Below are 22,879 nucleotides of genomic sequence, written 5' to 3' on the forward strand. Positions count from 1 at the left end.
GGTATTTATAGCTACCAGCGCCCGCCCGCTAAGGACCAGCGGGCGTTTTTACTTGAGAACTGATACATGACCGCTCAACTCATCGACGGCAACGCGATTGCCAGACAATTGCGCGCCGACGTGGCCCGGCGCACGGCCGCACTCAAAGCCCGGGGCATCACGCCCGGCCTGGCCGTCATTCTCGTGGGCGAGGATCCGGCCAGCCAGGTCTATGTGGGGAAAAAGGTCGAGGCCTGCGCGCAGGCGGGGTTGCACTCCGTGCTGGAAAAATATGACGCAACGCTGAGCGAAGCCAACTTGCTGGCACGCGTGCAGGCGCTCAACGTCGACCCGGCCATCCACGGCATCCTGGTGCAACTGCCCTTGCCGGCCCATATCGACGCGCACAAGGTGATCGAGACCATCGCGCCGGCCAAGGACGTGGACGGCTTTCACATCGCCAGCGCCGGCGCGCTGATGACCGGCATGCCGGGCTTCTGGTCCTGCACACCGTATGGCTGCATCAAGCTGATCGAGAGCACCGGCATCGAGCTGCGCGGCAAGCACGCCGTCGTCATCGGCCGCAGCAACAACGTGGGCAAGCCGATGGCGTTGATGCTGCTGCAAAAGAACGCCACCGTCACCATCTGCCACAGCGCCACGCGCGACCTCAAGGCGCACACGCTGCAGGCCGACGTGATCGTCGCCGCCGTCGGCAAACCCAACACCTTGAGAGCCGACATGGTCAAGCCCGGCGCCGTGGTGATCGACGTGGGCATGAACCGCAACGCGCAGGGCAAGCTGTGCGGCGACGTGGATTTCGCCGGTGTGCGCGAAGTCGCCGGCTGGATCACCCCGGTACCCGGCGGCGTGGGCCCGATGACCGTGACCATGCTGCTCGTCAACACGCTGGAAGCCGCCGAGCGCAGCTGATGTTGCCCCTGCGCAAACGCCCTTGAACTTGCGGCCCCCGGCCACCAACTAAGCTGTATGACCAATCCCCTGCTCGACTTCACCGACCTTCCGCTGTTTGACCAGATCCGGCCGGAGCACGTTGCCCCGGCCGTCGACAGTTTGCTGGAGCAGGCCAACCGGGCGCTGGAGACCGTCACGCACCCGGATTTTCCGGCGACCTGGATCACCATGTCGCTGATTCTGGATGTCGCGACCGAAAAGCTGGGCCGGGCCTGGGGCGCCGTCAGCCACCTCAACGCCGTGGCCGACACGCCCGAGCTGCGCGCCGCCTACAACGCAGCACTGCCCCAGGTGACCGAATTCTCGACCCGGCTCGGCGCCGACGAGCGCCTGTATGCGAAGTACAAATCCATCGATGTCGCCACGCTAAACGCCGAGCAGCGCCAGGCGCACAAGAATGCGATGCGCAACTTCGTGCTCTCGGGCGCCGAACTCACGGGCGCTGCCAAGGAACGCTTTGCCAGGCTCCAGGAGCGGCAAGCCGAGATCAGCCAGAAGTTCAGCGAGAACGCGCTCGACGCCACCGACGCGTTTGCCTACTACGCGCGCGAGGATGAACTCGACGGCGTGCCCGATGACGTCAAGCAGACGGCGCTCGCCGCGGCCCAGGCCGAGAACAAGGCAGGCTACAAGCTCACGCTGAAGATGCCCTGCTACCTGCCGGTGATGCAGTTTGCGCGCAGCAGCGCGCTGCGCGAGACGCTGTACCGGGCCTATGTGACCCGCGCCTCCGACCAGGCGAGCGAGGACGCACGCCAATTCGACAACTCCGCGCTGATCGTTGAGACGCTGGCGCTGCGGCGCGAAGAGGCGCAGTTGCTGGGCTACGCCAATTTCGGCGAAGTCTCGCTGGTTCCCAAAATGGCCGAGTCGCCCGCGCAGGTCATCACTTTCCTGCGCGACCTGGGCCACCGCGCCCGGCCCTATGCCGAAAAAGACGTGGCCGACCTGCGCGCGTTCGCGCACGAGCAGCTCGGCCTCGATGACCCCCAGCCCTGGGACTGGCCCTACATCGGCGAAAAACTCAAGGAAGCGCGCTACGCCTTCAGCGAGCAGGAGGTCAAGCAGTACTTCCCGGCGCCCAAGGTGCTGGCCGGCCTGTTCAAGATCGTGGAGACACTGTTCGAGGTGGCGATCCGCAAGGACAGCGCGCCGGTGTGGGACCCCGGCGTCGAGTTCTACCGCATCGAGCGCGACGGAACATTGGTCGGTCAGTTCTACCTCGATGCCGCGGCCCGCACCGGCAAACGCGGCGGCGCCTGGATGGACGACGTGCGCGCGCGCTGGCTGCGCCCCGACACCGGCACGCTGCAGACCCCGGTGGCGCAGCTGGTGTGCAATTTTTCCCAAGGCGTGGACGGCAAGCCGCCGCTGCTCACGCACGACGAGGTGACCACGCTGTTCCACGAGTTCGGCCACGGCCTGCACCACATGCTCACGCAGGTCAACGAGCACGACGTGTCGGGCATCAGCGGCGTCGAGTGGGACGCGGTCGAGCTGCCCAGCCAGTTCATGGAAAACTTCTGCTGGGAGTGGGACGTGCTCAGCCACATGACGGCGCATGTGGACAGCGGCGAGCCGCTGCCGCGCGCGCTGTTCGACAAGATGCTGACCGCGAAAAACTTCCAGAGCGGTCTGCAGACGCTGCGCCAGATCGAGTACTCCCTGTTCGACATGCTGCTGCACACCGAGCACGACCCCGAGCAGGATTTCATGCCGCTGCTGCAACGGGTGCGCGAGGAAGTGGCGGTGCTGCAGCCGCCGGCCTGGAGCCGCTCGATGCACACCTTCAGCCACATCTTTGCGGGCGGTTATGCGGCCGGCTATTACAGCTACAAATGGGCCGAGGTGCTGAGCGCCGATGCCTACGCGGCCTTTGAAGAGACGGCCGGCAAGGACGGCGTGGCGAACCCGCAAACCGGCAGAAAATACCGCGAGACCATACTGGAGGTGGGCGGCAGCCGCCCCGCGATGGAATCCTTCAAGGCCTTCCGGGGTCGCGAGCCGAACCTGGATGCGCTGATGCGGCACCAGGGCATGGCTTGACGATAATGGCAGCCGGGAGATTGCAATGACACGAAACATCACCACGCATCTGGCGGCTCTCACCGTGCTGGCCCTACCGCTCGCCTTCGGCAGCATGCATGTGCACGCGCAAGCGGTCTACCGCATCGTGGGGCCGGACGGCCGGGTCACTTTCTCGGACAAGCCGCCGCCCGCCACGGCGGGCAAGGCTACGACCATCGATGCCGGCACCTCGGGCCCGGCCGCCAGCGGTCCGGCGCTGCCGTTCGAGCTCAGACAGGTCGCCGGCAAATATCCGGTCACGCTCTACACCGGCAGCAATTGCGGCCCATGTGGATCGGGCCGGGCCATGCTGAGCAGCCGCGGCGTGCCGTTTACCGAGCGCACGGTCAACACGGCGCAAGATGCCGATGCCCTGCAACGCCTCAGCGGCGACAACACCCTGCCATTCCTGACCATTGGCGCCCAGCAACTCAAGGGGTACTCGGACACCGAGTGGAACCAGTTCCTCGATGCCGCCGGTTATCCCAGGACCTCGCAATTGCCCGCGAGTTACCGCAATCCACCGGCCGCGCCGCTGGTCGCCGTGCAAAAGCCGGCACCGGCGACGTCCGCGATGGGCAACGCGGCCCAGGAGCCGTCGGGGGTGCCGGCACCACGCCCGGCACCGGATCGCAGCGGGGTGGACAACCCGGCGGGAATTCGCTTCTAAAACCGGATTGCTATATTTTTTATAGCTGACTGCGCCCTTCCCTCAAGGGCTGGTGCCTGATTTCTGGCTATGTCTGCATTAGCTATTGAGATGGGAATCTCCCGAGCGCTTCGCACAAACAAGCGGTAGGTGAGATGTTTTGGCGGTAGCGCTCCATCATGCGGCGCCAGCCGAGGTAGTTTTCCAGGTACTTGGTGGCCACGCCGTGAAAGCGGCGAATCCACTCCTTGAGGCGACTATCGTAGGCGTTGACATTTTGGATATGGAAGGCTCCGTCGATGACCCGAACGCCCTGTTGGACATTGATGGCCCGATGGGTCAGGCCCATGTCACGGGCAACCGTTTGATAGACCCGAGCGCCATCCGTGCACAGAATGGCGTCCCGGTCCACCAAGGGGCGCAGCACGGCGGCGACATGGGGCGCGTCGATCTTGTCCAACCTGAAGTCGGCGGTTTGTCCGCCGCGGTCACGCACTACGAGCACCGCAATGCGCTCCCAATGGGTGCCCACCCCTGCGCGTTTGCGTGCGGGCCGTGGCAACTTACGCTGGCCCTTGAAGGACTCCAAAAAGAAGGTTTCATCGGCCTCGACAATCCCACCCTCGTGCTCAGCGCGGTGCGCGGCCGCAGCCTCAAGAAAGCGATGGCGCCAGCGAAATGCGGTGTTTTTATCGACACCGCAGCATTGAGCCGCCTGGCGCACGCTCACCCCCTCAATCAATGCCTGACCATAGCGCAACCATCGCTCACGTTTGCGCAAGTGCGCCAGAGGTGTCCCCGTGAGCGCATTGCTGGTCTTGCCGCAAGCGTGGCAGCGCATGCGTGCCAGCCCATGGCTGTGACCCCAAGGTCGTAGTTGTGCGGCCGGGGCCTGGCAGTGGGGGCACACGTTGGGGCCTGGCAGTACGCTGGCAACTGCACTGGTGGATGTATTGGGCAACTCAGCCAAGGCACTTCGCATCTGCGCCCGCTGCCGTTTGGTCAGAAATGCCAGTTGTCCGAGCAATTTAACAAAGTCGCTGTGGCCCATATTGCACCTCCACGTCTGGTGACCTCATATTCACTTTAGGCAGAGGCCTACTCTCTTTCAACAGCTAATGCAGACATAGCCTGATTTCTCTTAAAACTTCAGGGTTTTCACACCGCCGGCCGTGCCCAGCAGGCACACATGCGCCTTCTGGTGCGCGAAGACACCCACCGTCACCACGCCCGGCCACTGGTTGACCTGCGATTCGAACGCCAGTGGATCGCTGATCTGCAAGCCGGTGACATCGAGGAGTTGCTGGCCGTTGTCGGTCACCAGCGGCTGGCCGTCCGACAGGCGCACGGTCGCGCGGCCGCCCAGCGTTGCGAATTGCCGGATGAGGCGCTGCGTGGCCATCGGGATCACCTCCACCGGCAGCGGGAATTTGCCCAGCGTAGGCACCAGTTTCGATTCATCGGCAATGCAGACGAACTGGCGCGACTGGGCAGCCACGATTTTCTCGCGCGTCAGCGCCGCGCCGCCGCCCTTGATCATGTAGCCGCGGGCGTCGATCTCGTCCGCACCGTCGATATAGACCGACAGTTCGGCCACGTCGTTGCTGTCGAACACCGCGATGCCCAAAGCCTTGAGCCGCTTTGTGGACGCCTCGGAACTGGACACCGCGCCCCTGATTTGGCCTTTCATCGTGGCCAGCGCGTCGATGAATTTGTTCACGGTGGATCCGGTCCCCACGCCGACGATTTCGCCCGGCACCACATATTGCAGGGCCGCCTGGCCGACCAGGGTTTTGAGTTCGTCTTGGGTCATAGTTCGCTTTTGAGACAATTGGAGACAGTTGCCACGAATTATCCAATGTCCCTACTCCCCTACGCGCTCGCCCGCCCCTTTTTGTTTGGCCTCGACGCCGAAACTGCCCACGAACTGACCCTGAACACCCTGGCGCGCGCGCAGGGCACGCCGCTTGAGTGGGCGTATTGCAATGGCCGGGTGGAAGACCCGATCGAGCTGGCGGGCCTGACCTTCCCGAACCGCGTCGGGCTGGCGGCGGGCCTGGACAAGAACGCGCGCTGCATCGACGGCCTGGGCGCCATGGGCTTCGGCTTTGTGGAGGTCGGCACCGTCACGCCGAAGGCCCAGCCCGGCAACCCCAAGCCGCGCATGTTCCGCCTGCCGCAGGCCAACGCCCTGATCAACCGGCTGGGCTTCAACAACGACGGGCTGGACGCCTTCATTGCCAATGTGCAGCGCTCGTCGCTGCGCGCCAGCGGGCGAAAGAATTCGATGCTGCTGGGCCTGAACATCGGCAAGAACGCCGCTACGCCGATCGAGCGCGCGACCGACGACTATGTGACCTGCCTGGACGGCGTGTACCCGCATGCCGACTACGTCACGGTCAATATCTCCAGCCCCAACACGAAGAACCTGCGCGCGCTGCAGGGCGACGAGGCGCTCGATGGCCTGCTGGGCGCCCTCGCCGCGCGTCGCGAGGCACTGGCGCAGCAGCACCAGAAGCGCGTGCCCCTGTTCGTGAAAATCGCGCCCGACCTGATTGAAGCGCAGGTGGCGGTGATTGCCGCCGCGCTCCAGCGCCACGGCATGGACGGCGTGGTGGCCACCAACACCACCATCAGCCGCGAGGCCGTCCAGGGCCTGCCGCATGCCGAGGAAACGGGTGGCCTGTCCGGCGCGCCGGTGTTTGAGGCCAGCAACCGCGTCATTGGCCAGCTGCGCGCGGCCCTGGGGAAAAAATTCCCCATCATCGGGGTCGGCGGCATCCTGAGCGCGCAGGACGCGCTGGGCAAAATCCGCGCGGGCGCCGACGTGGTGCAGATCTACACCGGCCTGATCTACAAGGGGCCGGAACTGGTTCGGCAAGCTGCACTTGCGATAAAAAAAGGCCGGTAGCCCATACCGGGCGAGCGCTGATAGCTTCTATTTCGATAGCAAGCGGGCCACATGCTCGCCGATCGCCAGCGAACTGGTGAGCCCTGGCGACTCGATGCCGAACAGGTTGACCAGTCCCGGCACACCATGTTCGGCCGGCCCTTGAATCAGGAAGTCCCGGGCCGCCGCGTGTGGCGGTGCGATCTTGGGACGAATCCCCGCATAGCCGGGAATCAAGGCGCCGTCCGGCAGGCCCGGCCAGTACTTGCGCACCTCGGCATAGAACGCATCACCGCGCGCGGGGTCCACCACCAGGTCGTCGGGCGATTCCACCCACTGCACGTCGGGGCCGAATTTGGCCTGGCCACCGAGGTCGATGGTCAGGTGCACGCCCAGGCCGGCGGTTTCTGGCACCGGGTAGATCAGGCGGCCGAACGGCGAGCGGCCGGAGAGCGTGAAGTAGTTGCCCTTGGCGTAGTAGCTTGGCGGCACATGGCGCGCATCGAGGCCGGCAAACTTTGACGCCAGTGCCGGCGCGTGCAGTCCGGCCGCGTTCACCACCGTCGTCGCCCGCAATTCCGTGCCGTCGCATGCTATCAAAGTAATAGCGTCTTGCGAACATTCGGCGCGGATCAGCGGCGAATTCAGGGCGACCAGCCCGCCCGCATGCTCGAGATCGCCCTGCAAGGCCAGCATCAGCGCATGGCTGTCCAGGATGCCGGTGCCGGGCGAGTGCAGCGCCGCCACGCATTCGAGCTGCGGCTCCAGCGCCCTGGCCTGCTCGCGCGTGAGCAGTTGCAGGTCGTGCACGCCGTTGGCGCGCGCCTGATCGATGACGGCGGAGAGCTGCGCCACCTGCGCCTTTGACGTGGCCAAAATCAGCTTGCCGCAGCGCCGGTGCGCAAGGCCGCGCGCGGCGCAGTAGGCGTACAGCAGCTGTTTGCCCTGCACGCACAGCTGCGCCTTGAGCGAGCCGGTGGCGTAGTAAATCCCCGCATGAATGACTTCGCTGTTGCGCGAGCTGGTGCCGGTGCCGATCGCGTCCAACGCCTCCAGCACCATCACCTCGCGCCCCTGCAGGGCCAGCGCCCGCGCCACGGCCAGCCCGACCACCCCCGCGCCAATCACCACGCAATCGACCTTGTCCACCCGGCAGTCCAGTGCGCCTGAGCGGTCAGAGCGTCCGCGGATCGGTCTGCAGCAGTCGCTGCACCAACGAGCGCAGGCTCGCCTGCAGCGATGCAAACCCGTCGGTCATCTGCAGCGTCTGCTCGTTCATGTACAGCTTGCGGTTGACCTCGACCTGGATGCTGTGGCGCTGGCGCGCCGGGTCGCCGTAGCGGCGCACCAGTTCCACGCCCTTGTACGGATGGTTGTAGGCCACGCTGTAGCCCAAGCCCTTGAGATGCTCACAAACCAATCGCACCAAAGGCGCGCTGGTGGTGGACTGGTCGCGGTCCCCGATCACGAAATCCGCATGGACCAGCCCCGGGAAGTCGGTTGCCTGGCTGGCGCCGACCGCCGGCATGGAGTGGCAGTTGATATGGATGCTGTAGCCGTGCCGCTCATGCGCCGCGTCGATCGCCTGCGCCACCGCAAAGTGATACGGCTGCCAGCAGTTGGCAATGCGCGCGCGCACCTCCGCCACACCGAGCTTGCGGTTGTAGATGGGCACGCCGTCGTCGGTGGCGCGCCAGATCAGGCCCTTGCCCAGACGCACCTTCGACAGCGTGGCCGGATCGCTGGCCACCGGCTCGGGCCAGGGCTCATCGAACAGCGTCACATCCACCTCGGTGGTATTGCGGTTGGCATCGAGATAGCTGCGCGGGAAGTGCGCCTCGATCCAGGCGACACCGAGCGCGGGCGCAAAGTCGTACAACTTTTCGACGTGCGTGTCTTCGGCCGTACGCAGCGTCTCCAGCGCACAGGCATAGGCAAAATCGTCGGGGTAATGGACGCCGCTATGGGGCGAGTCGAGCACCAGCGGCGTGGTGCCGGGGCGGTAGGTGACGTAATGCATCAGGCCATTTTGCCGCAAGGGCAGGCGCTGCGCCTACGCGAAAAACCGCACGACCGGGCCTGGCAACCCCATCGTGCGGCGGGTGGCCCGGCGTATCAGGCGGCGGCAGCGACGTGCAGCGCCGCCGATTTGGCCGCTGCGGATTTTGTGCCGCTGCCGGCACCGAACTCGATCTCACCCGATAACTGGGCGCCTTCTTCGACCACGAGCTTGCCGTAGCGGATCTTGCCGGTGACTTTGCCGGTAGCGTAGATCACCAGCTTGTCGCGCACCGTCAGGCTGCCATCGAACTGGCCACGAATCTCTGCGATATCAATTTCGGCCGAGCCCTTGAATGCGCCCTGCTGCGAGATCTGCATCACGCGCGAGTCCATCGTGGCTTCCACCAGGCCTTCGACCACGAGCGTGTCGCAATCGGTGATCTCAACACCCTTGAGTTTGATGTTCGGCCCCACCGTGAGCTTGCTGCCGCCTTCCTGCACGCTTGCCGTTGCGGCAGTTGCGGCGTTGCTATTTGGGACCGGGTTTGCTACGGGCGTGGCTGTCTGCAAAGTATTCAAACCACTCAACCCGGCGGTGCCGCCGCTGGTTGGGGTGGGACGTGGACTGAATCCGTCGGATTCACGCTTGTTGCCGAAAAAGGGAGACTGTAGAGCCACGTAACTTCCTCCAAAAAATGAAGAGTCCATGGTAGCGGTTGCACTGCGTGAAAGATGCACTTCATGTGCAAGAGTAGTAACCAAAATTTGGGCGCTCTGGCCAGGGGCGTGCGGGCATCGGGCACAGGCACGCAGGGACGCTCTCGTTCAGCGGCGTTGTGTCTGCATTGCCGCCAGCCAGCGCCCGGTTTGCCTGAAGGTGCGCCAGCCCCGCCACAGGCGCCCGGCCCAGCGCATGGCACGTGCGGGGCGCAGGGCCGCCAGCAACATCACCGGGCCGATCAACGCATACGGGTGCTGGCGCAGCCATTGCACCCCGGCCCGGGCCGTATCGGCCAGGGCCAGCGGCGCACGCAGCACCTCGGCCTGACCGGCCAGCGTCTGGCGCAACTGCGCACTGCGCATCACCAGGCGCTGGCGCCGCAGTGCGAGCTGGACATCGCGATCGCTGCTCATGCCTTCACTCACCGGTGTTGTGCGGCTTGAGCCCGGCCAGGTCCTGCCGGAGCTCTTGGACCGTGGCGCCGAGCGCGCCCGAGGGGTTGCGCAGCCGGTTGCGCGCGGCATGCATCAGCAGTGCGCCGGTGCCCAGAAACAGAAGGGTCAAAATACCCAGCGTGGCAAGGCGATAGCCCTCCCACAACAGCACCACGATAAAGCCGCACAGGAGGATCACGCCGACCCCCAGCAGCATCAGCGCCAGTCCGGCCCACAGCAGGCCATCGAAAACGCGGAGTTTCTCCTGCTCTATCTCGGTCAGAAACAAGTCAAGGCGAACCTGCGCCATCTCCAGGGCGGTCGCCAGCAGCTGGCGCAAGGAAGCGAACAGGCCGCCGCCCTGCCCGGGCCTGAGCGGTTCATTCATGGAGGCGCCGTGTCGGAGTGCGCCGCATCAGCGGCGGCCGATCAGCAGCCCCACCACCACGCCGATACCGGCCGCCATGCCAACCGCCTTCCAGGGGTGCTCATTGACAAAGTCATCGGTGGCCCGCCCGGCGGCCTTGGCCTTCACCACGGCGGCATCCTGCAAGTGCGCGAGGTCGATGCGCGCCTTCTTGAGGCCGGACTCGATGCGTCCGCGCAGTGCAGCCGCGCCCTCACCGGCCTGGTTGGCGGTCATGCGCAGCAGCTCTTCCGCGTCAGAGATGACGACACGCACGTCGCTGATCAATTTATCTTTGTTGGCACCGGTGAATTCGGACATGGCAGGCTTTCGTTGGTTGAAACAGTTTGATGCTACCCAATGAATACTACCAAGAGTCTGATCAAGGTCAAGGCCGCGCCTGTCATCAGGGCGTGAACTGCAGCTTGTAGTCCCTGGCAAATTCCTCGCATCGCAACAGCATCCGCTGCTTTTGCCGTGCCACGTCCGATGAATCGCTGCAGAAGAAGTTGCGTGTACATCTTCCATAGGCGTCAAGCGCAGCAGCGACCCGCGCCACATCCTGCGCCGTCGCAGCGGCAACGGGCCGCAGTGCCGGACGCCTCGTGCTGCGTTGATACCTGATCAACCGGGCCAGCCTGTTCGCCATCGACTTGGTACGCGTGATCGACCTGACCAGGGGCACATTCATCGCCAGGGGCGCATAGGGTCGATTCACCGTGGCGAGCCAGTCCCTCCATTTGAACTCATTGAAGCGATGCGCCAGAATACACGCCGCCCATGGAATGCCCATCGCGTCGGCACAAATGGCTCCATGCAGGGACTCGGCCAGAATGCGCGAGCAGGTGCGCATCTGCGCAATGACCGCGCCGGGCGACTGCCTGGGGCTGATGGCCAACATCCCTGCCTTGCTGGCGACGCTGGCCCAGTCAAAACTGTCCCAGGTCGCATGGTGCGGAATCAGCCCGACAGGGCCCCTACTATCATGCCCGGGCAGGAGTTCGGGCCACAGGATGGCCGAATCGCCCAGCGCCAGCTCACCGGGGATCCCGAATTCTCTCGCCGTGCCCGGGCCTCGCACCCAACGAAAATCCCAGTTGGCATCGGGTGGGCCGGCAAGATTTCCACCGAGTCCGGTTCCCAGCACCACTTTTCGGGCCGCCGCATCGTGCCGGCCGTCCAGCAGCGTTCCGACGCCATAGAAGAGAATCTGCCCCGTCAATTTCGATAAATCGGGAAACAGCCGCGACCATAGCTGTAAATTGATGTCGTCGCCAAAATTTCCGCCATCGATGCGGCAGTGTTGGATCAACGCCATTTTTTGCCCACCTTGATCCCGGCGGCCGGAAGTGGCCTGTTGCAGGCCTGCCCTTTGTATTGCATGGTGCAACTGTCAGGCAGGGGCGATGCCTCTCAATGTCTACAAAGTGAATATATCGTAAAGACACGTAATGCGTCGGCGGGACCGCTGCGGGGTTCGTGCGTGGCGGGTGGGGACAGGCAAGAAAAAAGGACCCGGCATTTCTGCCTGGTCCTTGATTTTCATCACCAATGATATTGGTGGGCAGTGCAAGTTTCGAACTTGCGACCCCTGCAGTGTGAATGCAGTGCTCTACCCCTGAGCTAACCGCCCAAATCTGTTGTTCAGAATACCTTAAATTATGCCATAAATGGTGCCGCCGCTGGCGCCAGGGTCCGCCACACCGTCTTGCCGTCGCTGGACTTGTCGAGTTGCTTGAGGACGTCTTCATGCGCCGCCGCCTCCTGCTCACTGGCCGGCAGCACGGGCAAATCAAAACCGCGCAGGTCCATGCGCGTGGTGACGGTCCCCTGGTTGTCACCGGGCTCCAGATCCATCAACAGCGCGTCCTGGCCGCGCGTGAGGTTGATGTACACATCGGCCAGCAGCTCGGCATCGAGCAACGCGCCATGCAGCGTGCGGGTCGAGTTGTCGACGCCCAGCCGGTCGCACAGGGCGTTGAGCGAATTTCGCTTGCCCGGAAACATTTCCTTCGCCATGGCCAGCGTATCGGTCACGCTGCCCACGAACTGTCCGAGGGCCGGCCGGCCGATCAGCTCCAGCTCCTTGTTCAGGAAGCTGACATCGAACTGGGCGTTGTGGATGATGATTTCGGCATCCCGCAGGTAGTCGAGCAACTCGTCTGCCACGGCTTCGAACCTGGGCTTGTCGCGCAAAAATTCGCTGCTGATGCCATGCACCTTGAGCGCGTCCTCGTGGCTGTCACGCCCCGGGTTCAGATAGAAGTGCTTGTTGTTGCCGGTGAGTTTGCGCGCCAGCAGTTCCACACAGCCAATTTCAATGATGCGGTCACCGCCTTCGGCCGACAGGCCCGTGGTTTCGGTGTCGAGAACGATCTGGCGTGACATCAGTGATTCTCCTTGGCGTGGTTGATCGAATATTTGGGAATTTCCACCGTCACATTCGACTGCGCCAGGATTGCCTGGCAGCTCAGGCGCGAGTTTGGCTCCAGCCCCCAGGCGCGGTCCAGCAGGTCCTCTTCGTTTTCGTCCATTTCGTTGAGCGACTGGAAGCCCTCGCGCACCACCACATGGCAGGTGGTGCAGGCGCAGCTCAGGTCGCAGGCGTGCTCGATGTTGATGTGATTGTCGAGCAGCGCCTCGCAGATCGAGGTGCCCGCCGGTGCGCTGACTTCTGCCCCCTGCGGACAGTATTCGGGGTGCGGCAGTATTTTGATAACGGGCATGCGATGTTGTCTTTTATAAGGTTTTCACGTTTTTGCCGGCCAGGGCTTGCCGGATGCCGCGGTTCATGCGCAGGGCCGCGAACGCTTCCGTCCCCGCGGCCAGGCGCTGTGTTGTCGCCTCGACCGCCTTGGGGTCTTCCAGCAACAGGGCCTGCACGCTGGCGTCCAGCAGCGCATCGATGCCGGCGCGCTCGCTGGCGGACAGCAGATCGCCATCGGCCGCCAGCGCGCTGCGGGTGGCCGCCATCATGCGCTCGGCATCGACGCGCGCCTGCACCAGTGCGCGCGCCTGCACGTCCTGCCCCGCGGTCGAGAAACTGTCCTGCAGCATTCTGGCGATCTGCTCGTCGCTCAGGCCGTAGGAAGGCTTTACGTCAATGCTGGCTTCGACACCGCTGGTCTGCTCCCTGGCCTGCACGGTCAGCAGGCCATCCGCGTCGACCGTGAACATGACGCGAATACGCGCGGCGCCCGCCACCATGGGCGGAATGCCGCGCAGCTCAAAACGCGCCAGGCTGCGGCAATCGGCCACCAGATCGCGCTCGCCCTGCACCACATGCAGCGCCAGCGCGGTCTGGCCATCCTGAAAGGTGGTGAAGTCCTGCGCCATCGCGGTCGGGATGGTCTGATTGCGCGGCACGATGCGCTCGACCAGGCCGCCCATGGTCTCAATCCCGAGCGACAGCGGAATCACGTCCAGCAGCAGCAGATCACCCGCCATGTTGTGGCCTGCCAACTGGTTGGCCTGGATGGCCGCGCCCAAAGCCACCACTTCGTCCGGATTGAGGTTGTTCAACGGCGCATGGCCAAAAAAATTGCCGACGGCGCGCTGGATTTGCGGCATGCGCGTCGAGCCACCCACCATCACCACACCCTTGACGTCGTCCCGGCCGAGTTTGGCATCGCGCAGGGCCTTGCGCGCAGCAGCCAGGGTGCGATCCGTCAGGCCGGCCGTGGCGGCCTCGAATTGTGCGGCGGTTACATGAAAACTGACCTTAGCCCCCGCCAGTTCAGCACTGAACGCTACCGAATCCGTAGCAGACGCAACTGAAGAGAGCGCCTCCTTGCAGGCCCGCGCGGCCACCTTCAGCGCCGATTTGTCCGATGCGGTGACGGCTTGCAGGCCAGCTTGCGCCAGCACCCAGTCGGCCAGTGCACGGTCATAGTCGTCGCCGCCCAGCGCCGAGTCGCCGCCGGTCGCGATGACCTCGAACACGCCTTGCGTCAGGCGCAGGATGGAAATGTCGAAGGTGCCGCCGCCCAGGTCATAGACCGCATAAATGCCTTCGCTGGCATTGTCCAGCCCGTACGCCAGAGCGGCGGCCGTGGGTTCGCTGATCAAGCGCAGCACATTGATGCCCGCCAGTTGGGCCGCATCCTTGGTGGCCTGGCGCTGCGCCTCGTCAAAATACGCCGGCACGGTGATCACGGCGCCGTAGAGGTCGTCTTTGAACGTGTCCTCGGCCCGGTGCCGCAGCGCGGCGAGTATCTCGGCGCTCAGCTCTACCGGCGATTTGTCGCCCGCCACGGTGTTGATCCACAGCATGCCGGAAGGCTCCGACGCGCCGGCATCGACAAACCGGTACGGCAACTTGTCGTGATTGGCAATGTCCTGGAGGCCCCGCCCCATGAAGCGCTTGACCGATGCAATGGTGTTTTCCGGATCCTCGGCCTGCGCCGCCAGCGCATCAAAACCAATTTTTCGCCCACCGTCGGCCAAATAACGCACCACGGAGGGAAGTATCACCCTGCCCTGCGCATCGGGCAGGCATTCGGCCACACCGCTGCGCACCGCAGCGACCAGCGAATGGGTGGTGCCCAGGTCAATGCCCACCGCGATACGCCGCTGGTGCGGATCGGGCGACTGGCCGGGCTCTGAAATCTGAAGAAGCGCCATGTAATTTGTTCGGATTGACGGGCTCTATTGTCCCTTGCCGGCAGTGCCCGGTGGGGCGCTGCCGGCCTGGCTACTGGATTGAGCGTCGGCGTCCAGACGGTCTTCGATGTCGCGGGCAAAACGCTCGATGAACATCAGGGCCCTGACCTGCTGCACGGCCTGTGCGTAGTGGTGCTCCACATCCAGCAATTGCTCACATTTTTGTAGCGCCTGGCGCCGTGCGCTGGCCACCTCAAAGCTGATTTGATCCAGTTCGGCGGGGCTGACGGCATCATCGAGCGACTCGCGCCATGCCATTTGCTGCATCAGGAAATCCGCCGGCATGGCCGTGTTGTTTTCGGCATTGACGGGCGCGCCGTTCAGCTCGCACAGGTAGGCCGCTCGCCTGAGCGGATCCTTCAGGCGCTGGTAGGCCTCGTTGATGCGCACCGACCACTGCATCGCCACGCGCTGGGCGGCCGCGCCGTGCCCGGAGAACTTGTCGGGATGGGCTTCGCGCTGCAGCGCCTTCCAGCGCGCATCCAGGGTCGCACGCTCCTGCGCAAACCGCGCCGGAATGTCAAATAGCTCGAAATCGCTGGATTGGAGGTTCATGTCAATAAAAAACCGCCATCACGGAGCGTGAAGGCGGTCTGCTGGGAACGCACGGAGTCAGACGCGAAAGCTCTCTCCACAGCCACAGCGATCGCGCTCTTTCGGGTTGTTGAACTTGAAGCCTTCGTTCAGCCCTTCGCGCACAAAATCGAGTTCGGTCCCATCGATGTAGGCCAGGCTCTTGGGGTCGATCAGGACCTTCACGCCATGCCCTTCGAAGACGATGTCTTCGGGCGCGACATCATCGACATATTCGAGCTTGTAGGCCAGGCCCGAGCAGCCCGTGGTTTTAACGCCGAGGCGCACGCCCACGCCCTTGCCGCGCTTTTCCATGTAGCGGGAGACGTGCTGCGCCGCAGCTTCAGTCAAGGTAACAGCCATTTCAGTGCACCTTCTCAATGTCAGTGGGTTTGCAGGGCGGTGTGTTTTTGCTTGTAATCGTTCACCGCGGCCTTGATCGCGTCTTCGGCCAGGATGGAGCAGTGAATCTTCACGGGCGGCAGCGCCAGTTCTTCCGCAATCTGGCTGTTCTTGAGCGCGGCCGCCTGGTCCAGCGTCTTGCCCTTGACCCATTCGGTCACGAGCGAGCTCGATGCGATGGCGGAGCCGCAACCGTAGGTCTTGAAGCGCGCGTCTTCGATCACGCCGGTTTGCGGATTCACCTTGATCTGCAGCTTCATCACGTCGCCACAGGCCGGTGCGCCCACCATGCCGGTGCCAACGGATTCATCGCCCTTGTCGAAAGAGCCGACGTTGCGCGGGTTTTCGTAGTGTTCAACCACTTTTTCTGAGTAAGCCATGGCATTGACCTCTTGGATATTTTAAATTAATTAATGGGCGGACCACTGGATCGTGCTGATGTCAACGCCGTCCTGGTACATCTCCCACAACGGGCTCAAGTCGCGCAGTTTGGCGACATTCTGCTTGATGGTCTGCACGGCGTAATCAATCTCGGCCTCGGTGGTCCAGCGGCCAATCGTCATGCGCAAACTGCTGTGGGCCAGCTCGTCGCTTCGGCCCAGCGCGCGCAGCACGTAGCTGGGCTCCAGGCTGGCCGAGGTGCAGGCCGAGCCGGACGATACCGCCAGCCCCTTGATGCCCATGATCAACGACTCGCCCTCGACATAGTTGAAGCTCATGTTGAGGTTGTGCGGCACGCGTTTTTCAAGGTGGCCGTTGATGAACACCTGCTCCACATCCTTCAGGCCCGCCAGCATGCGATCGTGCAGGGCGCGGATGCGCACGTTCTCGGCCGCCATTTCAGCTTTGGCAATGCGGTAGGCCTCGCCCATGCCGACAATCTGGTGTGTGGGCAAGGTGCCCGAGCGCATGCCGCGCTCATGGCCACCACCGTGCATTTGCGCCTCGATGCGCACGCGGGGCTTGCGGCGCACAAACAGGGCGCCGATGCCCTTGGGGCCATAGACCTTGTGGGCGGTCAGGCTCATCAAATCGACGGGCAGCTGGCTCAGGTCGATATCGACCCGGCCCGTGGCCTGCGCCGCATCGACGTGAAAGATCACGCCCTTTTCGCGGCAAATCGCGCCGATGGCCGCAATGTCCTGAATCACGCCGATTTCGTTGTTGACGAACATGACGCTGGCCAGGATCGTGTCGGGCCGGATGGCCGCCCTGAAAACCTCCAGGTCCAGCAGGCCGTCGGACTGGACGTCCAGATACGTCACCTCGAAGCCCTGGCGCTCGAGTTCGCGGCAGGTGTCGAGCACGGCTTTGTGCTCGGTCTTGACCGTAATGATGTGTTTGCCCCGGGTCTTGTAGAAGCCGGCAGCGCCCTTGAGGGCCAGGTTGTTCGACTCGGTTGCGCCCGAAGTCCAGACGATCTCGCGCGGATCCGCACCAATCAGCGCAGCGACCTGCTCGCGCGCCTTTTCAACGGCCGCTTCCGCCTCCCAGCCCCAGGCGTGACTGCGCGAGGCCGGATTGCCGAAGTGCTCGCGCAGCCACGGGACCATGGCGTCCACCACGCGCTCGTCGCACGGGCTGGTGGCGCTGTAGTCCATGTAAATCGGAAAGTGCGGGGTCATGTCCATGGCTGATTCAATAGTTCTGGCGGATAGATACAAAAGGTGGCGTTCGACCTACGACTTGGCAAACACGTTGCCAAGGGCGAACACCGAATTAGGCGCATTCACGCGAATCGGCTTGACCACCGGCATGCTGGAGATCGCGCGCTTGACGGCTGGCTTGTCCTCGATCTGGACGCCTTTGGCGAGCTGGTCGTCCACCAGTTTTTGCAGCGTGACGGAATCCAGAAACTCTACCATGCGGGCATTCAGGGAAGCCCACAGTTCGTGCGTCATGCAGCGGCCGGCCTCGCCCAGGCAATTTTCCTTGCCGCCGCACTGCGTCGCGTCAATGGGCTCATCCACCGACACAATGATGTCCGCCACCGTGATGTCCCCGGCCTTGCGGCCCAGTGTGTAGCCGCCGCCGGGGCCACGGGTGGATTCCACCAGCTCATGGCGGCGCAGTTTGCCGAACAGCTGCTCGAGATAGGACAAGGAGATCTGCTGGCGCTGGCTGATGGCGGCCAAAGTGACGGGGCCATTGTTCTGGCGCAGGGCCAGATCGATCATGGCTGTGACCGCAAAACGGCCTTTGGTTGTGAGACGCATCGCAAGCTCCTTCTTTAGGGTTGATCGCTGTAAAATCACCACCGCCGCCTTGTGGGCTGCGGGGTCCCGTCCCCACCCCTACCAGCGCCGCACTTCTCGCGCGGCCGGGCCTTGCATACCGGGTTGTTGACTATTGAAGTCAAGTATACCACAAAGCCCGATCAAAACACTCAAGTAATATAACTTGGCGGTCACAACTTGACCTGATACGTTTTATCCTGCGCGGCTGCCCCCCGCAGCGATGGATGCCACGTTGTCCGTGCCCGGCGCCCCGAATACCTGTTGCTTGAGCAATCCGAGTTGATCGCGAACGCGCGCCGCCTTTTCGAACTCGAGGTTGCGGGCGTGTTCCAGCATCAGCTTTTCCAGCCGCTTGATCTCGCGCGCGATGTCCTTCTCGCTCATGTCCTCGAAGCGCGCCCTTTGCATTGCGTCCTGCTCCAGCCGCTCGGCCTCCCGGCCCGCTTTTTCGCTGTAGACGCCGTCGATCAGGTCGCGCACCTGCTTGACGATACTGCGTGGCGTGATGCCTTGCGCCAGGTTGTGCGCGACCTGCCGGGTACGCCGGCGCTCGGTCTCGCCCATGGCCTTGCGCATCGACTCGGTGATGTTGTCGGCGTACAAAATCGCGCGGCCGTTGAGATTGCGGGCGGCGCGGCCAATGGTCTGGATCAGCGAGCGCTCGGAGCGCAAAAAACCTTCCTTGTCGGCGTCCAGAATCGCCACCAGGCTGACCTCCGGAATGTCCAGTCCCTCGCGCAGCAGGTTGATGCCGACCAGCACATCGAACGTGCCGAGCCGCAAATCGCGCAGGATTTCCACACGCTCCACGGTGTCGATGTCGCTGTGCAGGTAGCGCACCTTCACGCCGTTGTCGCTGAGGTAGTCGGTCAGCTGCTCGGCCATGCGCTTGGTCAGCGTGGTGATCAGCACCCGCTCGTTTTTCTCGGCGCGGATGCGGATTTCCTGCAGCACATCGTCCACCTGGGTCGCGGCCGGCCGCACCTCCACTTCGGGGTCCACCAGGCCCGTGGGCCGCACCAGTTGCTCCACCACCTGGCCCGCGTGCTGCTGCTCGTAGGCCGCCGGCGTGGCCGAGACAAAGATGGCCTGGCGCATCCGCGTCTCGAATTCTTCGAATTTCAACGGCCGGTTGTCCAGCGCGCTGGGCAGCCGGAAGCCATATTCGACCAGCGTGGTCTTGCGCGAGCGGTCGCCGTTGTACATGGCGCCGAACTGGCCGATCAGCACGTGCGACTCGTCCAGAAACATGACCGAATCCTTGGGCAGGTAGTCGGTCAGGGTGGACGGCGGATCGCCCGGCGCCGCGCCCGACAGGTGCCGCGTGTAGTTCTCGATACCCTTGCAGTGCCCGACCTCGCTGAGCATTTCCAGGTCGAACCGGGTGCGCTGCTCCAGCCGCTGGGCCTCGACCAGCTTGCCCATACCGACCAGTTCCTTCAGCCGCCCGGCCAGCTCGATCTTGATCGTCTCCACCGCCATCAGCACCTGGTCGCGCGGCGTGACGTAGTGGCTGGACGGGTACACCGTGAAGCGCGGGATCTTCTGGCGGATGCGGCCCGTCAGGGGGTCGAACAGCTGCAGGCTCTCGATCTCGTCGTCAAACAGTTCGATGCGGATCGCCAACTCGGAATGCTCGGCCGGAAACACGTCGATCGTATCGCCGCGCACGCGGAACTTGCCGCGTGAAAAATCCACATCGTTGCGCTGGTACTGCATGCGGATCAGCTGCGCGATCACGTCGCGCTGGCCCATCTTGTCGCCGGCGCGCAGGGTCATCACCATCTTGTGGTACGCCTCGGGCTGGCCAATGCCGTAGATCGCCGAGACGGTCGCCACGATCACCACGTCGCGCCGCTCCAGGATGCTCTTGGTGCACGACAGGCGCATCTGCTCGATGTGCTCGTTGATGGCCGAGTCCTTCTCGATGAACAGGTCGCGCTGCGGCACGTAAGCTTCGGGCTGGTAGTAGTCGTAGTAGCTGACGAAGTACTCGACCGCGTTCCTCGGGAAAAACTCGCGGAACTCGCTGTACAGCTGCGCCGCCAGCGTCTTGTTGGGCGCGAACACGATGGCCGGGCGGCCCAGCCGCGCGATCACATTGGCCATGGTGAAGGTCTTGCCCGAGCCGGTCACGCCGAGCAGCGTCTGGAACACTTCGCCGTCGTTCACGCCCTCGACCAGCTTGTCGATCGCGACCGGCTGGTCGCCGGCGGGCGGATAGGGCAAAAACAGCTCGAACGGCGAGCCGGGGAACTGGATGAACTCGCCGACGCCCGCAGTGGCACCGTCTGGTTGGGCCGGCGTTGCGGCTGTCCCGGCGCCCCCGCCGTCGGTGCCAGCACCTTGAGGGTCAGATTTTCCGTGAAGAATGGACAGGGGTTCGGACATGAATGTGCGGGTCAAAGTGAACGGGGGTGCGCCGCCACCTGAAGTGGCGGGGATGGCGACAGTTTATAGAACGTCAGGTCGGGCCGGATGGTGGATTTGCAATCCCTCAAGCGGTGCCGGCTCGGGCATTGGCGCCCACTGAAAACTACATTATTAATAGCAAACAGTGCATACCCAACAAGGGCTATAGCCTGATTTCATTGACAAGTCAGGCCGGGCATCGCGCCGGGGGCGGTTGCAGCGCGAAACAGCCGGGCCCTTGCCCGGCAATGTCGGGCAGGCGGTTAAAATTCAGCCTGACCGCCTCAGCCGCAGCGCCAGCCGGCGCGCCAGAGCACAGAAATTCCAACCCCCTGAACAGGACCCCTTCCATGTCATTGTTTACCGCCGTCGAAATGGCCCCCCGCGACCCGATTCTGGGCCTCAACGAACAGTTCAACGCCGATCCCAACCCGGCCAAAGTCAACCTCGGCGTCGGCGTGTACTTCGACGACAACGGCAAGCTGCCCCTGCTGGCCTGCGTACGGGCCGCCGAGCACGCAATGATGGAAGCGCCCACGGCGCGCGGCTACCTGCCGATCGACGGTATCGCCGCCTACGACGCCGCCGTCAAGGGCCTGGTGTTCGGGGCCGACTCCGAACCCGTCAAGTCGGGCCGTGTGGCCACCGTGCAAGCCATTGGCGGCACCGGCGGCCTCAAGGTGGGCGCTGATTTTCTCAAGCACCTCAACCCCGATGCCAAGGTCCTGATCAGCGATCCGAGCTGGGAAAACCACCGCGCACTGTTCACCAACGCCGGCTTCCTGGTCGAGACCTATCCCTACTACGACGCCGCCCAACGCGGTGTGAACTTTGAAGGCATGCTGGCCGCCCTGAACGCCGCCGCCGCCGGCACCATCGTCGTGCTGCACGCCTGCTGCCATAACCCCACGGGTTACGACATCACCGCCGCGCAATGGGATCAGGTGGTGGCTGCCGTCAAGGCCAGGGGGCTGACCGCCTTCCTCGACATGGCGTACCAGGGCTTTGGCCACGGCATCCGCGAGGACGGCGCGGCGATCGGCAAGTTCGTCGCGGCCGGCCTGTCGTTCTTTGTCTCCACCAGCTTCAGCAAGAGTTTCAGCCTGTATGGCGAGCGCGTCGGCGCGTTGTCCGTCCTGTGCGAGAACAAGGAAGAAGCCGACCGCGTGCTGTCCCAGCTCAAGATCGTGATCCGCACCAACTACAGCAACCCGCCGATCCACGGCGGCGCGGTGGTGGCTGCCGTGCTCGGCAACCCCGAGTTGCGCGCCCTGTGGGAGAAGGAGCTGGGCGAGATGCGCGTGCGCATCAAGCAGATGCGCACCCTGCTGGTCGAAAAACTCAAGGCCGCGGGCGTCAAGCAGGACATGAGCTTCATCACGTCCCAGATCGGCATGTTCAGCTATAGCGGCCTGACCAAAGACCAGATGGTGCGCCTGCGCAACGAGTTCGGCGTGTACGGCACCGACACCGGGCGCATGTGCGTGGCCGCGCTCAACAGCAAGAACATCGACTACGTCTGCGCCTCGATTGCCAAGGTCATTTAAGGCTGTAGCCCATACGGGCTATGCGCACCCAGCTATTCTTTCCATAGCAAATAGAAGTTTCGCGGCTAGCCCCAAAGCACCGAGCGCATCGAGATCGAGGCCAACTGGAAGCTGGTGTTGAAAAAGCGCGGCGGCTCCTTTGCGTCCACCGCGCCAGCGGCATACAGCAGCGGCAGATAGTGCTCCCAGGTCGGGTGAGCCTGTTGCGCCAAGGCCCCCAGTTTCTGGAAATCCTGCAGTGCGCCCAGCCGGCCTTGCGCGATGTGCTCACCAGTGACGGCGTCGAACTCGAGCGCCCAGTCATACGTCTGGTTGCCGGCGCCCGACCAGCGCGCGGCGCGCAGGTTGTGCACGATGTTGCCGCTGCCCACGATCAGCACGCCGCGCTCGCGCAAGGTCTTGAGCTGCTGCGCGAGCGCGTAGTGCTCTTCGGGCGCGCGGCTGTAATCCATGCTGAGCTGGATCACCGGAATGTCTGCATCGGGAAACATGGGATGAAGCACCGACCAGGTCCCATGGTCCAGCCCCCACTCGCCCTTATCCAGCCCCAGCGGTGCCGAGTGCCGCTGCCGGACCAATAGGCTGATCGCCTGCGCCGCCACCGAATCGCCGGGCGCGGGGTATTGCTGCTCGAAGAGTTCCTGCGGAAAACCGCCAAAGTCGTGAATGGTTTTGGGCTGCGCCATGCCGGTCAGCCACCAGCCCTCGGTGAGCCAGTGCGCGGAAATGCACAAAATCAATTGGGGCCGCGGCAGTTTGGAGCCGAACTCGGCGCCCAGCTTCTGCCAGCTGCGCCGGTACTCGTTGTCTTCGATCGCATTCATCGGGCTGCCGTGGCCGACAAACAGCACCGGCATCCGCTCCGATTTTTTGAGCGAGGGGATCTGGTCGAGTGGGAGGGCTTGTGCAATATTGGTCATATGG

General features: G+C 63.8%; 24 protein-coding genes and 1 tRNA gene. 5 read left to right on the forward strand and 20 right to left on the reverse strand.

Annotated elements, in window-relative coordinates:
• Nucleotides 1-66: 66 nt before the first annotated feature.
• The 3 genes from folD to B0E49_RS13745 are packed head-to-tail and all read left to right on the forward strand — an operon-like array spanning nucleotide 67 to nucleotide 3,691.
• Complete coding sequence (folD, locus tag B0E49_RS13735; RefSeq protein WP_077562767.1) at nucleotides 67-912, forward strand: bifunctional methylenetetrahydrofolate dehydrogenase/methenyltetrahydrofolate cyclohydrolase FolD; 846 nt, start codon at nucleotides 67-69, stop codon at nucleotides 910-912.
• Between the two features lie 57 nt (nucleotides 913-969).
• Nucleotides 970-3,000 carry a M3 family metallopeptidase gene (locus B0E49_RS13740; RefSeq protein ID WP_077562768.1) on the forward strand — a complete coding sequence of 677 codons (2,031 nt, stop codon included), beginning with the start codon at nucleotides 970-972 and terminating at the stop codon, nucleotides 2,998-3,000.
• Nucleotides 3,001-3,025: 25 nt separating this feature from the next.
• The gene (locus tag B0E49_RS13745) at nucleotides 3,026-3,691 is read left to right on the forward strand and encodes a glutaredoxin family protein (protein ID WP_077562769.1); all 666 of its coding nucleotides are present in this window, start codon (nucleotides 3,026-3,028) and stop codon (nucleotides 3,689-3,691) included.
• 82 nt (nucleotides 3,692-3,773) lie between these two features.
• Here the strand turns inward: B0E49_RS13745 and B0E49_RS13750 are convergent, their stop codons facing one another.
• Together B0E49_RS13750 and rpiA are read right to left on the reverse strand one after the other, a co-directional pair.
• Complete coding sequence (locus B0E49_RS13750; protein ID WP_077562770.1) at nucleotides 3,774-4,721, reverse strand: IS1595 family transposase; 948 nt, start codon at nucleotides 4,719-4,721, stop codon at nucleotides 3,774-3,776.
• Between the two features lie 90 nt (nucleotides 4,722-4,811).
• Nucleotides 4,812-5,483, reverse strand: coding sequence for a ribose-5-phosphate isomerase RpiA (gene rpiA, locus B0E49_RS13755; RefSeq protein WP_077562771.1), 672 nt, complete (start codon nucleotides 5,481-5,483; stop codon nucleotides 4,812-4,814).
• Between the two features lie 45 nt (nucleotides 5,484-5,528).
• Between rpiA and B0E49_RS13760 the strand changes: the two genes are divergently transcribed.
• A complete protein-coding gene (locus B0E49_RS13760) occupies nucleotides 5,529-6,581 on the forward strand; it encodes a quinone-dependent dihydroorotate dehydrogenase (protein ID WP_077562772.1) in 1,053 nt (350 codons plus the stop codon).
• Between the two features lie 27 nt (nucleotides 6,582-6,608).
• Here the strand turns inward: B0E49_RS13760 and B0E49_RS13765 are convergent, their stop codons facing one another.
• The 17 genes from B0E49_RS13765 to uvrB all read right to left on the reverse strand — a co-directional run bounded on the left by B0E49_RS13765 (nucleotide 6,609) and on the right by uvrB (nucleotide 20,387).
• Nucleotides 6,609-7,709, reverse strand: a complete 1,101-nt coding sequence (locus tag B0E49_RS13765) for an NAD(P)/FAD-dependent oxidoreductase (protein WP_077562773.1) — start codon at nucleotides 7,707-7,709, stop codon at nucleotides 6,609-6,611.
• A gap of 25 nt (nucleotides 7,710-7,734) precedes the next feature.
• Nucleotides 7,735-8,580 (reverse strand): N-formylglutamate amidohydrolase, encoded by an 846-nt coding sequence (locus B0E49_RS13770; RefSeq protein WP_077562774.1) that lies wholly within the window; start codon nucleotides 8,578-8,580, stop codon nucleotides 7,735-7,737.
• Between the two features lie 95 nt (nucleotides 8,581-8,675).
• Nucleotides 8,676-9,239, reverse strand: coding sequence for a bactofilin family protein (locus B0E49_RS13775; RefSeq protein WP_077562775.1), 564 nt, complete (start codon nucleotides 9,237-9,239; stop codon nucleotides 8,676-8,678).
• Between the two features lie 147 nt (nucleotides 9,240-9,386).
• Nucleotides 9,387-9,695, reverse strand: a complete 309-nt coding sequence (locus tag B0E49_RS13780) for a YqjK-like family protein (RefSeq protein ID WP_168175059.1) — start codon at nucleotides 9,693-9,695, stop codon at nucleotides 9,387-9,389.
• Between the two features lie 4 nt (nucleotides 9,696-9,699).
• A complete protein-coding gene (locus B0E49_RS13785; RefSeq protein ID WP_077562777.1) occupies nucleotides 9,700-10,104 on the reverse strand; it encodes a phage holin family protein in 405 nt (134 codons plus the stop codon).
• A 27-nt stretch (nucleotides 10,105-10,131) separates the two neighbouring features.
• On the reverse strand, nucleotides 10,132-10,443 hold the full coding sequence (locus B0E49_RS13790) for an ElaB/YgaM/YqjD family protein (RefSeq protein WP_077562778.1): 312 nt from the start codon (nucleotides 10,441-10,443) through the stop codon (nucleotides 10,132-10,134).
• Nucleotides 10,444-10,528: 85 nt separating this feature from the next.
• Nucleotides 10,529-11,440 carry a glycosyltransferase family protein gene (locus B0E49_RS13795; protein ID WP_077562779.1) on the reverse strand — a complete coding sequence of 304 codons (912 nt, stop codon included), beginning with the start codon at nucleotides 11,438-11,440 and terminating at the stop codon, nucleotides 10,529-10,531.
• 240 nt (nucleotides 11,441-11,680) lie between these two features.
• Nucleotides 11,681-11,755 (reverse strand) — tRNA-Val (locus B0E49_RS13800).
• A gap of 26 nt (nucleotides 11,756-11,781) precedes the next feature.
• Entirely contained in the window at nucleotides 11,782-12,510 is a 729-nt protein-coding gene (gene dnaQ / locus B0E49_RS13805; protein WP_077562780.1) for a DNA polymerase III subunit epsilon, read from the reverse strand.
• Nucleotides 12,510-12,848, reverse strand: coding sequence for an ISC system 2Fe-2S type ferredoxin (gene fdx, locus B0E49_RS13810; RefSeq protein ID WP_077562781.1), 339 nt, complete (start codon nucleotides 12,846-12,848; stop codon nucleotides 12,510-12,512). The genes dnaQ and fdx overlap by 1 nt, the downstream gene beginning before the upstream one ends.
• Nucleotides 12,849-12,861: 13 nt before the next feature.
• Entirely contained in the window at nucleotides 12,862-14,745 is a 1,884-nt protein-coding gene (gene hscA / locus B0E49_RS13815; protein WP_077562782.1) for a Fe-S protein assembly chaperone HscA, read from the reverse strand.
• 24 nt (nucleotides 14,746-14,769) lie between these two features.
• Entirely contained in the window at nucleotides 14,770-15,339 is a 570-nt protein-coding gene (hscB, locus tag B0E49_RS13820; protein WP_077562783.1) for a Fe-S protein assembly co-chaperone HscB, read from the reverse strand.
• Between the two features lie 57 nt (nucleotides 15,340-15,396).
• Entirely contained in the window at nucleotides 15,397-15,720 is a 324-nt protein-coding gene (gene iscA, locus B0E49_RS13825) for an iron-sulfur cluster assembly protein IscA (RefSeq protein ID WP_077562784.1), read from the reverse strand.
• A gap of 20 nt (nucleotides 15,721-15,740) precedes the next feature.
• A complete protein-coding gene (gene iscU / locus B0E49_RS13830) occupies nucleotides 15,741-16,139 on the reverse strand; it encodes a Fe-S cluster assembly scaffold IscU (RefSeq protein ID WP_077562785.1) in 399 nt (132 codons plus the stop codon).
• 30 nt (nucleotides 16,140-16,169) lie between these two features.
• Nucleotides 16,170-17,390, reverse strand: a complete 1,221-nt coding sequence (locus tag B0E49_RS13835) for an IscS subfamily cysteine desulfurase (protein ID WP_077562786.1) — start codon at nucleotides 17,388-17,390, stop codon at nucleotides 16,170-16,172.
• Between the two features lie 48 nt (nucleotides 17,391-17,438).
• Nucleotides 17,439-17,975, reverse strand: coding sequence for a Fe-S cluster assembly transcriptional regulator IscR (gene iscR, locus B0E49_RS13840; protein ID WP_077562787.1), 537 nt, complete (start codon nucleotides 17,973-17,975; stop codon nucleotides 17,439-17,441).
• A gap of 213 nt (nucleotides 17,976-18,188) precedes the next feature.
• Complete coding sequence (gene uvrB, locus B0E49_RS13845) at nucleotides 18,189-20,387, reverse strand: excinuclease ABC subunit UvrB (RefSeq protein ID WP_286138006.1); 2,199 nt, start codon at nucleotides 20,385-20,387, stop codon at nucleotides 18,189-18,191.
• Between the two features lie 371 nt (nucleotides 20,388-20,758).
• Between uvrB and B0E49_RS13850 the strand changes: the two genes are divergently transcribed.
• Nucleotides 20,759-21,955 (forward strand): amino acid aminotransferase, encoded by a 1,197-nt coding sequence (locus B0E49_RS13850; RefSeq protein ID WP_077562788.1) that lies wholly within the window; start codon nucleotides 20,759-20,761, stop codon nucleotides 21,953-21,955.
• Nucleotides 21,956-22,020: 65 nt separating this feature from the next.
• On the opposite strand, the gene ygiD is transcribed toward B0E49_RS13850, so the two are convergent.
• A complete protein-coding gene (ygiD, locus tag B0E49_RS13855; RefSeq protein WP_077562789.1) occupies nucleotides 22,021-22,875 on the reverse strand; it encodes a 4,5-DOPA-extradiol-dioxygenase in 855 nt (284 codons plus the stop codon).
• Nucleotides 22,876-22,879 lie beyond the last annotated feature (4 nt).

Source organism: Polaromonas sp. C04, from assembly GCF_002002705.1.
Classification (GTDB): domain Bacteria; phylum Pseudomonadota; class Gammaproteobacteria; order Burkholderiales; family Burkholderiaceae_C; genus Rhodoferax_A.